Raw genomic sequence first — 13,189 nt, 5'->3', positions numbered from 1 at the left:
CCCATTCATGCCATGTAATAATATCATCATCCAGGCCTTTGATATTGAAAATATTTCATGCTAGTCTAGAGCAATATTTAATTCATCGTTTTCTCTTGGGTTTTCTATTGGCGAAGATAAATTAACAGGATATTCGGATGTATTTCTATCCTAACGAAAAACTTGCACTTTTTATTGACGGATCCAACCTTTTTGCCACAGCGAAGGCCCTGAATTTTGACATAGACTACAAACGGCTTCGTGAATATTTTGCCACACGGGGCATTCTGTTGCGGGCAAATTATTATACTGCCCTGATTGAGGAATCAGAATATTCCCCTTTGCGTCCGCTTGTCGACTGGCTTGATTACAATGGCTATACCCTGATCACCAAACCCACCAAGGAATTTGTCGACCATAGGGGGGAAAAGAAAATCAAGGGCAACATGGACATGGAACTGGCCATCGATATGATGAACCTGGCTGAATATGTAGATCACATGGTGCTGTTTTCCGGAGACGGGGATTTTCGCCGCCTTGTTGAATCCGTGCAGCGCCGGGGGGTGCGGGTCTCCGTGGTCAGCAGCACCAAAACCACACCGCCAATGATTGCCGATGAGCTCCGCCGGCAGGCTGATTCCTTCATTGAACTGGCCGACATGTACCATGAATTCGGCCGTCAGATCCCGGAGACCTTTGAATGACATCTTCTGTCTTTGCTCCCACTGGACAAGTTGGGGAGCCACCGCGGGACTGCACCCTTTGCCCCCGCCTGGTAACGTTTCGGCACGACAATCAGAAAACGTATCCGGCCTTTTACAATGGCGCAGTGCCCTCTTTCGGTGATCCGGCGGCAGAACTACTGATCGTAGGGCTCGCCCCGGGGTTAAAAGGGGCCAATCGGACAGGCCGCCCCTTTACCGGGGATTATGCCGGCGACCTGCTTTATCCGACCCTGATCAAATACGGTTTTGCCGACGGTCAGTACCGGGCAGACCCGCAGGACGGCCTGACGCTCAAAAGGGCCCTGATCACCAATGCCGTGCGCTGTGTGCCGCCGCAAAACAAACCCACTTCTCAGGAAGAAAAAACCTGCCGTCCCTTCCTTACTGATAAAATTAACGCCCTGCCCCATGTTCGGCTTGTGCTTGCGCTGGGGCTGGTAGCTCATAATGCGGTGCTCAGCGCCTTTGGCCTGAAAAAATCGGCATACAGGTTTGCCCACGGCGCCCTTCACGAACTGGGAAATATCTTTGAAAGAGGATCGACGGACTGCGGACCGGAAAGGCTCGCCCTGATCGACAGTTATCACTGTTCCCGATACAACACCAATACCGGCCGCCTCACGCCGGAAATGTTCGAACAAGTATTTGACAAAATTACAGCCTACCTAGAACGGTAATTTTCCTCCTGTAAAAGAAACTCCTTTCATATCTAGGCTGAGCAGGTCATTTTATGATACCTTCTTGCCATGCAACAGATCTTTAGGGGATTATCATGAGAAAAATTATTTCTGTTTTGACCCTCACCCTAGCCCTGACCCTGACCCTGGCCCTGGCAAGCGGCCCTGGCCAGGCACAGGACAATATGGCGGATGTGAAAATTACCACCACTGAAATTAAAGGCGGTGTCTACATGCTTCAGGGGCGTGGCGGGAATATTGGGGTAGCCGCCGGGGAAGATGGCATTTTCCTGATTGATGATCAGTTTGCCCCTCTTACGGACAAGATCCTCACAGCCCTGAAAGAAATTTCCGACAAGCCCGTCAAATTTGTCATTAATACCCACTATCATTTCGATCATACCGGTGGAAATGAAAATCTGGGTAAAAAAGGCGCCATCATCGTCGCCCACGACAATGTCTATAAACGCCTGAGCACGGATCAGGTCATCGAATTTTTCAACAGAGCCACACCGGCCCAGCCAAAAGAAGCCCTGCCTGTGCTGTCTTTTAATGATCAGGTCACGTTCCACCTGAACGGACAGCACATCACCGCCCGACATTTCGCTCACGCCCATACTGACGGCGACAGTGTACTGTTTTTCAACGACCACAACATTATTCATACGGGTGATTTGTTCTTTAACGGATTTTATCCTTTTATTGACACCGGCGCGGGCGGTTCCATTTACGGGCTGATCCGTGCCGTTAGCCAACTTCTCGACATGGCCGATGAAGAGACCATTATCATTCCGGGCCACGGCCCCCTCGCCCGTCGGCAGGACCTGCAAAACTTTCACGATATGCTGACAGGCGTTGTCGCCGCAGTGGAACCACTGGCCCGGGCCGGGCTGACCTATGAAGCGGCTGTGGAAAAGAATCCCCTCCGCGCGTATAATGATAACTGGGGAGGCGGCTTTCTGAAACCGGACGATTTCCTGAAAATCATCTATCCCACAGTTCAGAAAAAAGTCAGCAAATAAACAGAACCCAGCGGCCGCGTTCAGGAGCAGTTCAGGATCCCCCGCATAATATGGGCATATGGTGCAAGGGGGACCTAACGAACCGGAGAGGGCATATCATGTTTAAGCTGGGTCCATTGATTAAAAAAACTGCTCTGGTGATGGGCGTTCTGTCCTTTGGCCTGATCACCACCGTTGAAGCAAACGCGGGTGGCCGGCACCATAAGGGCGGCCATCACTACAAGAAACACCATTACGGCCATCATTACAGATCTCATTATAAACACCATAAACACCACTACCGCCATCATTACAGACCTCATTACCGTTCCCACTATTACGGGCATTACGGGTATGGCCGATATTATCATCACCCCTACAGATACGGGCGTGGCCTGCATTTCAGAGGTCATTTTCATGGACATGGCAGCGGTGACGTGGCGCTGGGGCTGATTGCGGGCGGTTTGCTGGTATACGGCCTGACACAGGCGGCACAGTCTCACCCCAAAACCGAAACTGCCCCCGCCTATGTGCAGCAGCCGGTACAAGGAAGCGGCTGGGTGGCTTCCAGCCCCCAACAGATCCGCACCAACAGTTCATGCCTGCAGGAACGGGAGTATCAGACCACCATTACCGTCGGCAACGAAACCGTTCCGGCCTATGGCACGGCCTGCCTGCAACCGGACGGCAGCTGGAAATTCGGCCCCGCCAAGGCCGTGCCGGACTATGCCCGCTAGAGTGAACTGTATCAAACTCATCACAATTCACTCTGGCCAATTCAGTCTGGCCAATTCAGTCTGGCCAATTCAGTCTGGCCAATTCAGTCTAGCCGAGGTCCTTCATCAGACGTGATTTTTGCCGGTTCCAGTCACGTTCCTTTTCCGTAGCCCGTTTATCGTGGACCTTTTTCCCTCTGGCCAGCGCCAGTTTGACTTTCGCCTTGTTATGTTCGTTAAAATATAGAGAAAGCGGCACAAGAGTCATGCCCTTACGCTGGACCGCGGCAAAAATCCGGTTAATTTCCCGCTTATGCAGCAACAGCTTGCGCGGACGCCGAGCATCATGGTTGAACCGGTTGCCCATATCATATTCCTTGATATAGGAATTCACCAGCCACACCTCGCCATCCTTAACTTCGGCATAGGATTCGGAAATATTGGCCTCTCCCTGACGCAGGGATTTCACCTCGGTGCCCTTCAGGACTATACCGGCCTCAAAATCCTCTTCTATGGTGAAGTTAAAGCGGGCCTTGCGGTTTTCGGCCACCACCTTGTGCCCGCTGTTTTTATTCTTGGCCATTTATGCGTCCAGAAGCCCAGCCTTGATCAGGGCCGCCTTGACAGTTTTCCGGGTATTCTCGTTGACCGGTACAATCGGCAGGCGCGTTTCCGCAGAACATAACCCCAGTAGTTCGGCGGCATATTTCACCGGACCGGGGCTTGTTTCCACAAACATAGCGTCATGAAGAGGCGTCAGACGATCCTGGATCCCAAGTGCAGTTTTGTACTCTCCGGCCAGGCAGGCTTCCTGAAATTTCGCCAACAGCGCCGGCGCGATATTTGCCGTCACTGAAATACAGCCGTGTCCGCCATGCGCCATCAGGCCCAGTGCCGTCTGATCTTCCCCGGACAGTTGCAGAAAATCAGGCCCCATGGCTGCCCGCTGCAACGGCACCCGAGCCACATTGCCGGTCGCATCCTTGACCCCGATTACCTTATCCAATTCCCGATAACAGCGGGCCATGGTTTCCACACTCATGTCAATCACGGAACGCGGCGGAATATTGTAGATAATGATCGGGATGTCGCTGGCATCATTCAGCGCCTTGAAATGCTGAAACAACCCTTCCTGCGTGGGCTTGTTATAATAGGGTGTGACCACAAGCGCCGCATCTGCCCCTGCCTCTGAAGCATGGCGGATCAACCCCACTGCCTCTTTTGTTGAGTTGGACCCGCATCCGGCAATTACCGGCACGCGGCCCGCCGCAACCTCGATACAGACTTCGGTCACCCTGCGATGTTCGTCATGGTCCAGGGTTGGTGATTCCCCGGTCGTGCCACAGGGCACCAACCCGTGCGATCCCTGTTCGATCTGCCAGTTTACGAACTTACGGAAAGCGTCCTCATCAAACTTCCCGTCCCGAAACGGCGTAATCAAGGCCGTAATTGAGCCCTTGATCATATCAAAACTCCTCAACAAGAGACATTGTCGTCAAAATCATTTTGTGCTGTTGATGGAAAATAGTCTTCATTCCCCATAACTGCAAGAGAGGATATCCCCGAAGGCCCTTTTATAACCAAAAAAGATGGCGGGAATACGCCCGCCATTCATCGTCGCCAGTAACTTGCTGAGCGTATTTGTGATATTTGTTAGCGCTTACCGTAAGGTTTCATGGGCTTGCGGTCTTCCCGGTTCAGTTCCCCGTCCTTGTTGCGGTCCATCATCTCAAAACGTTTATCGGCATGTTCCTGCATTTCCTGCAGGCTTACCTTGCCATCCTTATTGCTGTCGAGTCCCTTGAAACGTTTTTGCATATGCCGGTTGCGCATTTCTTCGCGCATTGCCTCATGCATGGCGTCAAACTCAGCAAGATTCAACGCGCCATCCCCGTTTTTATCAGAACGCGCCAACCATTCCTTATGAAAAGCGTCCATTTCTGCCTTTGAAAGGCTGCGGTCACCGTTCTTGTCCGCCAGGGTCATCAGCATATGTTTATGCATCATGTGTTTGTGCATCATGCCATGCCCTTTCATACCCTGGGAGCCAGGCCCATGAGAACCCGGCATGGGACCGGTCCAGTTCTCGGAAGGCTCCGCCACGCCGGAAACAACGCCAACGCTTGCCCCCAACACCAGCCCCGCCACGGTTGCCACCATATATTTCCGTATATTCCGTTTCATCATTTTGTATCTCCTTATTCAAGGTCTTTCAGGATATTTCAATGAGTTTACGACCTAGTCTCACTGTCCTGTATAATACGGAACAATGGCAAAAATCCGTCACTCTTCGGTAACCCGACGCAGTTTTCTAGCCACTAAAACTGCCAACAGGCACATCAGAGCCATTCCCCAATAAGCCTTACCGCCAAACCCTTCATAAAGATAACCGGCCGACATCATAGTCGCACCAGAGGCCAGACCCAAGGGAATGGCACTATAGAGTCCCTGAGCCGTTGAGGCGCAGTTTTGCGGCACTCGCGCCGCAATATAATAAATGGCGGCAAGATGTGCGGCCCCATAGGTCAGGCCGTGGATTAATTGTGCCAGAAGCAGGACGGGAACCGAGAGCGTACCGCCCAATATGATCCACCTGATCACACCCGACAGCCCAATGACCATAAAGACATGCATAGGGCGCAAGGCGGCAATAATCTTGCTGCAGAACATAAAAACAATGATTTCCGCAACTACCCCCACGCTCCAGAGAAGCCCGATAATGTTTTCCGGAATGCCATGTGTCTTCCAGTACAGGCTGCCCATGCCGTAATAGACGCCATGGCTCATCTGGATCAGGCCGGAAACTGCCAGAAAAATCAGAAAATTGCGGTTGGTCAGCAAAAATTTCAAAGGAGTTTCCTGTTCCTCTCCGACCGAGCGTTCCCCATTCTCCTCCGGCATTTTTCGGCGCTGATCTTCGGGCAGGAACAGAGCAGCTGAAAAACTCAACGCCAGAAAAACCAGTGCCAGGACCATCACCCAGTCCGTTGTGCTGCGGGTCAGAACAGCGCCCATCAACAGGGAACTGAAAATAAACGTCAAAGATCCGGCGGACCTGACCCGCCCGTAGTGAATACCCAGCTTTCGGGTATGATAGACGGACATGGATTCCAGCAGTGGCATCAAAGACGGGACGAACAGGTTAAACAGCACCGTAACCCAGAAAATTTCCCAGAAACTGTCAACGAAAAGATACGGGACAAAAAAGATCACAGACAATCCCAAATTAATCAGAAAAAGCGGCCGGGCGCTACCGATACGGTCAGCAAACTGGGTCACCAGAAGCGGAATGAACGGCTTGGTGATAAAGGGAACCGTCATAATGATGCCAATTTCGGAGGGGCTCAGTCCTTTGGACTGCATCCATACGGCCCAGAATGGTAAAAGGACCCCGATATAAAGAAACAGGCCGCCATATACATTGCCAAGCTTAATGGAAACCAGCGCAGCTTCCTCACGGCCAGGCGGCAGCAGACGCCGCAAGATCCGGCCCGCTCTCATGAAGAGGGCCCCATGGCGGATGAGGCATAAAGCAGATCTTCCAGCGTCTCGCGCGACGCCCCCAGAACCTTTTGCGCCATGTCATAGGAAAAGCCCGCCCGTGCCATGGCTGCCATCTGTTTTTGCGTTTGTTGTTCATCAGTCTGTACCCCCGAAAAAGGGCCAAACCGCCGCCGCCGGACATATTTGATGGCCGCCACCAGTTCAGGATCCGCCATTTCTTCCTGTAAATCTGCCAAAACCTCCTCGATCAAGGCTATGGACAGTCCCTTAGCACGCAATTTCTGAAAAATTTTCAGTCGGGAATTCCCCCTGCGGATCAGGGTGCGCGCCCGGCTTTCTGCATAAAACCGGTCATCCACCATACCCATCTTCCGACATGTGGCGATAATCTCATCAATCCAGCAAGATATTTCCTGCATGGTCTCTGGTGACACCGGCACCTCCCGTGTGCGCCGCGCCACCTTGTTCAGTAAAACTTTTCTCAGATTGGCTTCGGAGGTGGCATAACGTTCAAGATAACGATAAGTGGCATTGCGCAGATAGTCGCGTGAAATTTCCTGGATCTTACGCCTCTGTTGACTGTCCTGCGTGCGCTTTATTTCCTGAAAATCCCTTGAGTTCTGCATGCCTTAAGCTCATCATTTCTGTCATTCATTATTCACAGCTCCCTTCCCCCAGAACGCGGGCTATTTTACGCACCCGCTGTCCGTACGGAACCGGCACAGTGTCTTTTTGTGTCTTCACAGACTATCCCGCCCACCTCATCTCGACAAGTTGCCGTACAGTTGTCCAGAGGTTTTTTGCGGCAGAAAATGTCAAAAAGAAATAATTGACATATAAATCAGCAAGTTAGTAAACTTTCAACAGGTAAAAACCTCTCTGGCGTAGAATAAATTAAATCGAAAAGACAAATAAAATTCTTGCGATACATGTCGACAAACTGTATCGAGAGTGAAATTAAGTTAACGGGATATACCCGATTTATGGAATGTTCCGTTTTAAAGAAAATAGATTAACCAGGCTTAGGTAGTGATAAAAAACGTATATGCGTGAACCTATACCTACAGTAGATCCGACGCTGCCAAGGCGTTTTGCGGATTTTGACACCCTTCTTGATGCCCTGGATTATGCAGCACAAGGGATCAGAGGGCTAAACTTTTATTCTCCGCGTGGGGAACTGGAAAGCAGTATCACCTATGCCCAGATCAGAGATCGGGCCCAGGAAATCGGCCGGCGGCTGATTCTGTTCGGTTTCAAAAAAGGGGAAAGAGTGGCCCTTATTGCCGAAACCAGCGAGGATTTTGTCTGCTATTTCCTGGGATGTCAGTATGCCGGGCTTCTGCCGGTCCCCCTGCCCCTGCCCACTTCTTTTGGCGGACGCGAAGGTTATACGCGCCAGCTTCATCAACAGATGAAAAGCTGTGGCGCCAGTGTGGCATTTTCGGCGTCATACATGCTGCCGCTACTGGATGAAGCCGCCCAGGGGCTGGACATGAAATATGTGGGTTCGGCCGATACCTTTGAAGCTCAGGCCACACTGGCCGATCTCAAGGATATTGAATTACACAAGGCCAACTCGGACGACCTGGCTTATCTTCAATATTCTTCGGGCAGTACCCGGTTTCCGCATGGCGTAGCTGTCACCCATCGTTCCCTGATGGCCAATTGTTATGGGATTGGCAAAGAAGGGGTTGACGTGCGGGACGATGACCGCCTGGTCTCCTGGCTACCATTTTACCATGACATGGGGCTGGTCGGCACGTTGCTGTCTGCTCTTGCCTGCCAGATGACCACCGACTATCTGGCAACGGAAGCTTTTGCCCGTCGCCCGATGCAATGGCTGAAACTGATTTCCCGCAACCGGGGCACCATCACCTACAGCCCCACTTTCGGATATGAAATCTGCAGTCGTCGGGCCAACGGCACAGACACCGAGGGCATGGACCTGTCCTGTTGGCGGGTCGCGGGGATCGGCGGAGATATGATCCGTCCCGATGTGCTCCGCAATTTCCATGAAACATTTAAAAATGTTGGTTTCCGCGAAACCTCTTTCCTGCCGAGCTATGGCCTTGCGGAATGTACGCTGGCCGTCAGTTTCGCCAAACTGGGCAAGGGCGTTGAGGTCGATCTCGTTGATGAGCGTGTCCTGAACGGCGAAATCAAAATGTTGGAAAAATTCACCAAAGCCAACGGCAATGGTGCTAATTACCGGGAAGTGGTGAATTGCGGTATTCCGCTCACTGAATATGAAATGGAAATCCGGGATGAAAATGACAACGCCCTCGGCGAACGTCAGATCGGCCGGGTTTGCGTGCGTGGCACCAGCGTCATGTCCGGTTATTTTCAGGATGAGGAAGCCACTCGCCAATGCCTGTCTGAAGACGGCTGGCTGGATACCGGAGACATGGGATATATGGCGGATGGCGCCATCTATATCATTGGCCGGATCAAGGATTTGATCATCATTAACGGTAAAAATCACTGGCCACAGGACATTGAATGGGCTGTCGAGCAATTGCCGGAGCTGCGATCTGGTGACAGCGCCGCTATCTCCATTCCCGGTGAAAACAATGAAGAAGTTCCTGCCATACTGGTACAATGCCGATCCCGCAACGAAGCCGAACGGCAGGAACTGGAAAACAAGATCAGACACAAGGTCAAATCGTTGATCGGCATGCCGGCCAAGGTGGTGCTGCTGCCGCCGCGCTCTCTGCCACGAACCTCTTCTGGCAAATTGAGTCGGACCAAGGCGCGGCAACAATATCTCTCCGGTACCCTGGCCCCCTGAGCCATCCGGTTGACGAAATGAAAATCCTAACGGCAATCTCTCTAACGGTAATCTCTCTGGCAGGGGTTACCGTTTTACTTTGTTGCCAGAGTGAAACCTATCACAATTCACTTTAGAACCGTTTGATTGGAAATAAGTTTATACGTTGAGTCAGATGATAAAAACAGCCGCTGTGACAGGGGCCACCGGTTTTGTCGGGTCACACCTGATCCGTTATCTTGCGGACCGGGGAGTAGAGGTTCGCGCCCTTACCCGCAGGCCCCAACCCGAACACCCTGGCATCACCTGGATCAAAGGCACATTCGCAGACAAGGCCGCCCTGGAAAAGCTGGTGATGGGGGCAGAGGTGTTGTATCACATTGCTGGCGCCGTCAAGGCGCGCAACTTCAAGGGATTCACCACGGTCAACCGCGACAGTGTGCAGGCCCTGCTGGCCGCTCTACAACGTCAGAACGCCCGACCTCATTTTATTCTGCTCTCGTCTCTGGCGGCTCGGGAGCGCCATTTGTCCGCCTATGCGGAAAGTAAACGTCAGGGAGAAGAAATGCTGATCCGGGAGGCCCCGGACGATCTGCCCTGGACCATATTCCGCCCCCCAGCTATTTATGGCCCGGGGGATATGGAAATTCTCAAACTTTTTAAATCCCTCAAATGGCGTCTCGCGCTGGTTCCGGGAAATCCGGCCAACCGGGTGGCGGTCATTTATGTAGAGGATCTGATCACGGCATTGGCCGATGCAGCGCTTCGGGACAGCGCCTATGGTCGAATCCTGGATATAGATGACGGTACGCCAGGCGGATATGCGCTTGGTGATGTCTTTGCCACCGCCGCCCGCCTCATTGGGCGCCCGGCTTTTTCACTGACTGTGGGCCACGCGCCGCTCAAAACTTTTGCGCATGCCAACATAATTTTGTCAAAATTGTTCCGTTACATCCCCATGGTCTCTCCGGGAAAAGTTAACGAATTATGTCATCCCGACTGGATATGCCGGGATGAGCATGCTAAGGATGTCCTTCCCTGGCAGCCGCAAGTCTCATTACATGAGGGACTTGAAAAAAGTTTTCGCTGGTACAGACAGAATAATTTATTATAACCTATAGATAATTAGAATGGCTTTCCCTGTTGCGGAGAAGCATGACTAGGGCGAGGAATATGACACAGGACAATAACGAGATTTTGACGCAGATCTTTACGCTGCTGGAGCCCTTCAATACGAAAGGCCTCGAACTGACCGCGGATACATCCTTTACCACCGACCTGGAACTAGATTCTCTGGCCGTGATGGACTTCGTCGCCGCCATCGAGGATCATTTTGATATTACGGTCCCGTTGAATATTCTCCCGGACCTGGAAAAAGTCGGTCAGGTATCTGCAGCCGTTGAAAAAATTCTTAAAGACCAATGACTACCGATTTATTTGAAAAATTCGACACAACCCTGAACCATTTCCGTGCTCTGCCGGAAGGGGAAGGGAACCCGTTTACCGTCAGTATGGAGAAAATCCTTTCTCCCACAGAGGCCATCATTAACGGCCGTAAAACCATTCTGGCGGGCACCAATAATTACATGGGCATGACTTTTAATGAGGATGCCGTTGCTGCCGCACAGGAAGCCCTTCTCACCCAGGGCACCGGCACCACCGGCTCCCGCGTGCTCAATGGCACCTATCACAGCCATAAAAAACTGGAAGAAGAGCTCAAGAAATTCTATGGCACCAAACACGCCATGGTTTTTTCCACCGGTTATCAGGCTAATCTCGGCATTATCTCCACCCTCGCCGGTCCCAAGGACTATGTCCTGATTGACGCCGATAGCCACGCCAGTATTTATGATGGCTGCGCCATGGGCAACGCCACTGTCATTCGCTTTACCCATAATGATCCCGAAAATCTGGACAAGCGGTTAACCCGCGTCCGCCGCCAAGACCCGGACGCCGGAATTCTGGTTGTCGTGGAAGGGGTTTACAGCATGCTTGGCGACCAGGCACCATTAAAGGAACTCGCCGCCGTGTCCAAGAAACACAATGCCTATATTCTGGTGGATGAGGCCCACTCCATCGGCGTGTTTGGCAAAACCGGCCGGGGCGTGGCCCAGGCCCAGGGGGTCGAAGACCAGATTGATTTCATTGTCGGCACTTTTAGCAAGAGCGTGGGCACCATTGGCGGTTATTGCGTTTCCAACCATCCCAAATTCGAGGTGCTCCGCCTGGTTTGCCGTCCCTATATGTTTACGGCCTCCCTGCCCCCGTCTGTGGTGGCTTCCGCGACCAAGGCCCTGCAAATCATTGCCAGCACCAATCTGCGCGAAAAACTGCTCGACAATTCCATGCGCCTGAACAAAGGGCTCGCGGATATTGGCTTTAACATGGGCACCACAGGGGAAAGCCCCATTGCTGCTGTCATTATCGACGATATTCAAACGGCCATCGCATTCTGGGGCGAACTGATCAAAGAAGGGGTCTATGTCAATCTGGCCCTGCCTCCTGCAACTCCCAACAATTATAATCTGTTAAGATGCAGCCTGTCGGCCGCTCACAGTTTTGAACAAATTGACCTGATGCTTGAAAAATTCAAACTTGTGGGCGAGCGCATGGGGGTCTTAAAACAGGACCTCCGGCGGTTGCAAACGGCCTGAGTCCTCCCCGGCTGGGATAAAAGGATAATCAGGATAAAAGGATAAAATTCAGGCGAACTGTTGCGGAAATCAGCAGTTCGCCGTTTTTATCCGGCTCAAAATAACTTCCGTCCAGAATAAACCGGCCGTCCTGGACAAGGCGGACATGCCGTACACGACTCATGACCAGTCCTGGAAGGACACGGTTTTCATACCGGCCCCTGACCAGCTGCCGACCATTTTTCAGAACAGCATCCGACGTGTTTTCCACGCTCAGAAAATTCAGGTGTGCCCCCTCCGATGCCTCTGGCAACTCGGCTCCAAGAAGCCCTCTGTTCATTGTAGTCAGCACCACCATAAAGAATCGTCCCACAACCGCGCCGCGCTGATTGACGTTAATACGGATGGTTTTGTCCATATTTTTATCTTTAAGGGCACGCAGATAGGCTTTCCGGGTAACTGCCAACGCCCGCCAGGCATGTCCCAAACGCCGCCGTAGTCCCGGCGGCGCAAAACCACGATGAAACAGGGCTTTTTCGCCGATAATCTCCCCGGTACAGAAAAACAGGCCATATAAGGTTCCAACCCCATAAACGCCTTCAATTTTCATCAGCGGCAAGCTCAGACTGTCCTGCAGAAGCCGTCCGTTTTTATGACGTTCCAGTATCCGCGTTAATTCCCGATGAGGAACCGCGCTGACAGCACCAAGATTTTCGGCCACAATATTATTATCCCCGGCCGGTAATATGGCGATCGGCGGCGGAGGGCCGTCAAAGGGATTTTTTTCCACCAGAAATTCAAATGTCGCCGACGCCAGAGCCTTGTCCCCGATAATGACAAGCGCCTTCGCGCCACTTCGTGCAAAAGTCCGGAGCGCCTCACCGATATGATTGTGTTTTTCCACTTCATAATGAATAATGCCCGAGCCGCCATGAATGACCTCTCTCAATCGGGTCATTTCATCGGTGCCCTCGAATGACGCCGGGCTGGTCAGGATGGCAATAATGCTCAATTCTTTTTTCCGGTTATTCTGTTATTCTGACAGCAAGGCATAAGAAAATTATGGCCATTATTTGATTATCCGCCGCATAATGGACATAAAAAAATCTTAGCCCGGACCTGTAAACAGGGAAAAAGCATTTCCCTTTTCGGTATATTTTTTGTACTAGCAGCTATAGGCAGGATTG

The 13,189-nt window shown here is 51.9% G+C and carries 14 protein-coding genes; 8 read left to right on the top strand and 6 right to left on the bottom strand.

Annotated elements, in window-relative coordinates:
- Positions 1 to 137: 137 nt before the first annotated feature.
- From FE788_RS06205 to FE788_RS06190, 4 genes are all read left to right on the top strand, one after another.
- Complete coding sequence (locus tag FE788_RS06205; RefSeq protein WP_138379823.1) at positions 138 to 683, top strand: LabA-like NYN domain-containing protein; 546 nt, start codon at positions 138 to 140, stop codon at positions 681 to 683.
- On the top strand, positions 680 to 1,381 hold the full coding sequence (locus FE788_RS06200; RefSeq protein WP_138379822.1) for a uracil-DNA glycosylase: 702 nt from the start codon (positions 680 to 682) through the stop codon (positions 1,379 to 1,381). Before FE788_RS06205 ends, FE788_RS06200 begins: the two co-directional genes overlap by 4 nt.
- Before the next feature lie 95 nt (positions 1,382 to 1,476).
- Positions 1,477 to 2,403, top strand: a complete 927-nt coding sequence (locus FE788_RS06195; protein WP_138379821.1) for an MBL fold metallo-hydrolase — start codon at positions 1,477 to 1,479, stop codon at positions 2,401 to 2,403.
- A 98-nt stretch (positions 2,404 to 2,501) separates the two neighbouring features.
- Positions 2,502 to 3,119, top strand: a complete 618-nt coding sequence (locus tag FE788_RS06190; protein WP_138379820.1) for a hypothetical protein — start codon at positions 2,502 to 2,504, stop codon at positions 3,117 to 3,119.
- 88 nt (positions 3,120 to 3,207) lie between these two features.
- Here the strand turns inward: FE788_RS06190 and smpB are convergent, their stop codons facing one another.
- The 5 genes from smpB to FE788_RS06165 form a co-directional block, all read right to left on the bottom strand.
- On the bottom strand, positions 3,208 to 3,681 hold the full coding sequence (gene smpB, locus FE788_RS06185; RefSeq protein ID WP_138379819.1) for an SsrA-binding protein SmpB: 474 nt from the start codon (positions 3,679 to 3,681) through the stop codon (positions 3,208 to 3,210).
- The gene (gene dapA, locus FE788_RS06180; protein WP_138379818.1) at positions 3,682 to 4,563 is read right to left on the bottom strand and encodes a 4-hydroxy-tetrahydrodipicolinate synthase; all 882 of its coding nucleotides are present in this window, start codon (positions 4,561 to 4,563) and stop codon (positions 3,682 to 3,684) included. It lies immediately after the preceding gene.
- Between the two features lie 188 nt (positions 4,564 to 4,751).
- Positions 4,752 to 5,285: an EF-hand domain-containing protein gene (locus FE788_RS06175; RefSeq protein WP_138379817.1), complete on the bottom strand. Its 534-nt coding sequence runs from the start codon at positions 5,283 to 5,285 to the stop codon at positions 4,752 to 4,754.
- Positions 5,286 to 5,381: 96 nt separating this feature from the next.
- Entirely contained in the window at positions 5,382 to 6,599 is a 1,218-nt protein-coding gene (locus tag FE788_RS06170; RefSeq protein ID WP_138379816.1) for a 3-phenylpropionate MFS transporter, read from the bottom strand.
- Positions 6,596 to 7,228: a regulatory protein RecX gene (locus FE788_RS06165; RefSeq protein WP_138379815.1), complete on the bottom strand. Its 633-nt coding sequence runs from the start codon at positions 7,226 to 7,228 to the stop codon at positions 6,596 to 6,598. Before FE788_RS06165 ends, FE788_RS06170 begins: the two co-directional genes overlap by 4 nt.
- Before the next feature lie 419 nt (positions 7,229 to 7,647).
- On the opposite strand from FE788_RS06165, the gene FE788_RS06160 reads away from it, so the two are divergent.
- The 4 genes from FE788_RS06160 (at position 7,648) to spt (ending at position 12,023) form a co-directional block, all read left to right on the top strand.
- A complete protein-coding gene (locus FE788_RS06160; protein ID WP_138379814.1) occupies positions 7,648 to 9,390 on the top strand; it encodes a fatty acyl-AMP ligase in 1,743 nt (580 codons plus the stop codon).
- A 154-nt stretch (positions 9,391 to 9,544) separates the two neighbouring features.
- Positions 9,545 to 10,483, top strand: coding sequence for an NAD-dependent epimerase/dehydratase family protein (locus FE788_RS06155; RefSeq protein WP_138379813.1), 939 nt, complete (start codon positions 9,545 to 9,547; stop codon positions 10,481 to 10,483).
- A gap of 59 nt (positions 10,484 to 10,542) precedes the next feature.
- Positions 10,543 to 10,794 carry an acyl carrier protein gene (locus FE788_RS06150; RefSeq protein ID WP_138379812.1) on the top strand — a complete coding sequence of 84 codons (252 nt, stop codon included), beginning with the start codon at positions 10,543 to 10,545 and terminating at the stop codon, positions 10,792 to 10,794.
- On the top strand, positions 10,791 to 12,023 hold the full coding sequence (spt, locus tag FE788_RS06145) for a serine palmitoyltransferase (RefSeq protein ID WP_138379811.1): 1,233 nt from the start codon (positions 10,791 to 10,793) through the stop codon (positions 12,021 to 12,023). The genes FE788_RS06150 and spt overlap by 4 nt, the downstream gene beginning before the upstream one ends.
- A 28-nt stretch (positions 12,024 to 12,051) precedes the next feature.
- Here the strand turns inward: spt and FE788_RS06140 are convergent, their stop codons facing one another.
- A complete protein-coding gene (locus FE788_RS06140) occupies positions 12,052 to 13,014 on the bottom strand; it encodes a hypothetical protein (protein ID WP_138379810.1) in 963 nt (320 codons plus the stop codon).
- Positions 13,015 to 13,189: the final 175 nt, after the last annotated feature.

The organism is Luteithermobacter gelatinilyticus (assembly GCF_005849285.1).
GTDB classification, from domain to species: Bacteria; Pseudomonadota; Alphaproteobacteria; order Sphingomonadales; family Emcibacteraceae; genus Luteithermobacter; species Luteithermobacter gelatinilyticus.
The sequence above is the reverse complement of the archived record's forward strand: the minus strand, read 5'-3'. Positions and strand labels throughout refer to the sequence as shown.

What these genes read in the sequence shown, in the direction of transcription:
- FE788_RS06205 (WP_138379823.1), top strand. Translation starts at nt 138, where the DNA reads ATGTATTTCTATCCTAACGAAAAACTTGCACTTTTTATTGACGGATCC.
- FE788_RS06200 (WP_138379822.1), top strand. Translation starts at nt 680, where the DNA reads ATGACATCTTCTGTCTTTGCTCCCACTGGACAAGTTGGGGAGCCACCG.
- FE788_RS06195 (WP_138379821.1), top strand. Translation starts at nt 1,477, where the DNA reads ATGAGAAAAATTATTTCTGTTTTGACCCTCACCCTAGCCCTGACCCTG.
- FE788_RS06190 (WP_138379820.1), top strand. Translation starts at nt 2,502, where the DNA reads ATGTTTAAGCTGGGTCCATTGATTAAAAAAACTGCTCTGGTGATGGGC.
- smpB (WP_138379819.1), bottom strand. Translation starts at nt 3,681, where the DNA reads ATGGCCAAGAATAAAAACAGCGGGCACAAGGTGGTGGCCGAAAACCGC.
- dapA (WP_138379818.1), bottom strand. Translation starts at nt 4,563, where the DNA reads ATGATCAAGGGCTCAATTACGGCCTTGATTACGCCGTTTCGGGACGGG.
- FE788_RS06175 (WP_138379817.1), bottom strand. Translation starts at nt 5,285, where the DNA reads ATGATGAAACGGAATATACGGAAATATATGGTGGCAACCGTGGCGGGG.
- FE788_RS06170 (WP_138379816.1), bottom strand. Translation starts at nt 6,599, where the DNA reads ATGAGAGCGGGCCGGATCTTGCGGCGTCTGCTGCCGCCTGGCCGTGAG.
- FE788_RS06165 (WP_138379815.1), bottom strand. Translation starts at nt 7,228, where the DNA reads ATGCAGAACTCAAGGGATTTTCAGGAAATAAAGCGCACGCAGGACAGT.
- FE788_RS06160 (WP_138379814.1), top strand. Translation starts at nt 7,648, where the DNA reads ATGCGTGAACCTATACCTACAGTAGATCCGACGCTGCCAAGGCGTTTT.
- FE788_RS06155 (WP_138379813.1), top strand. Translation starts at nt 9,545, where the DNA reads ATGATAAAAACAGCCGCTGTGACAGGGGCCACCGGTTTTGTCGGGTCA.
- FE788_RS06150 (WP_138379812.1), top strand. Translation starts at nt 10,543, where the DNA reads ATGACACAGGACAATAACGAGATTTTGACGCAGATCTTTACGCTGCTG.
- spt (WP_138379811.1), top strand. Translation starts at nt 10,791, where the DNA reads ATGACTACCGATTTATTTGAAAAATTCGACACAACCCTGAACCATTTC.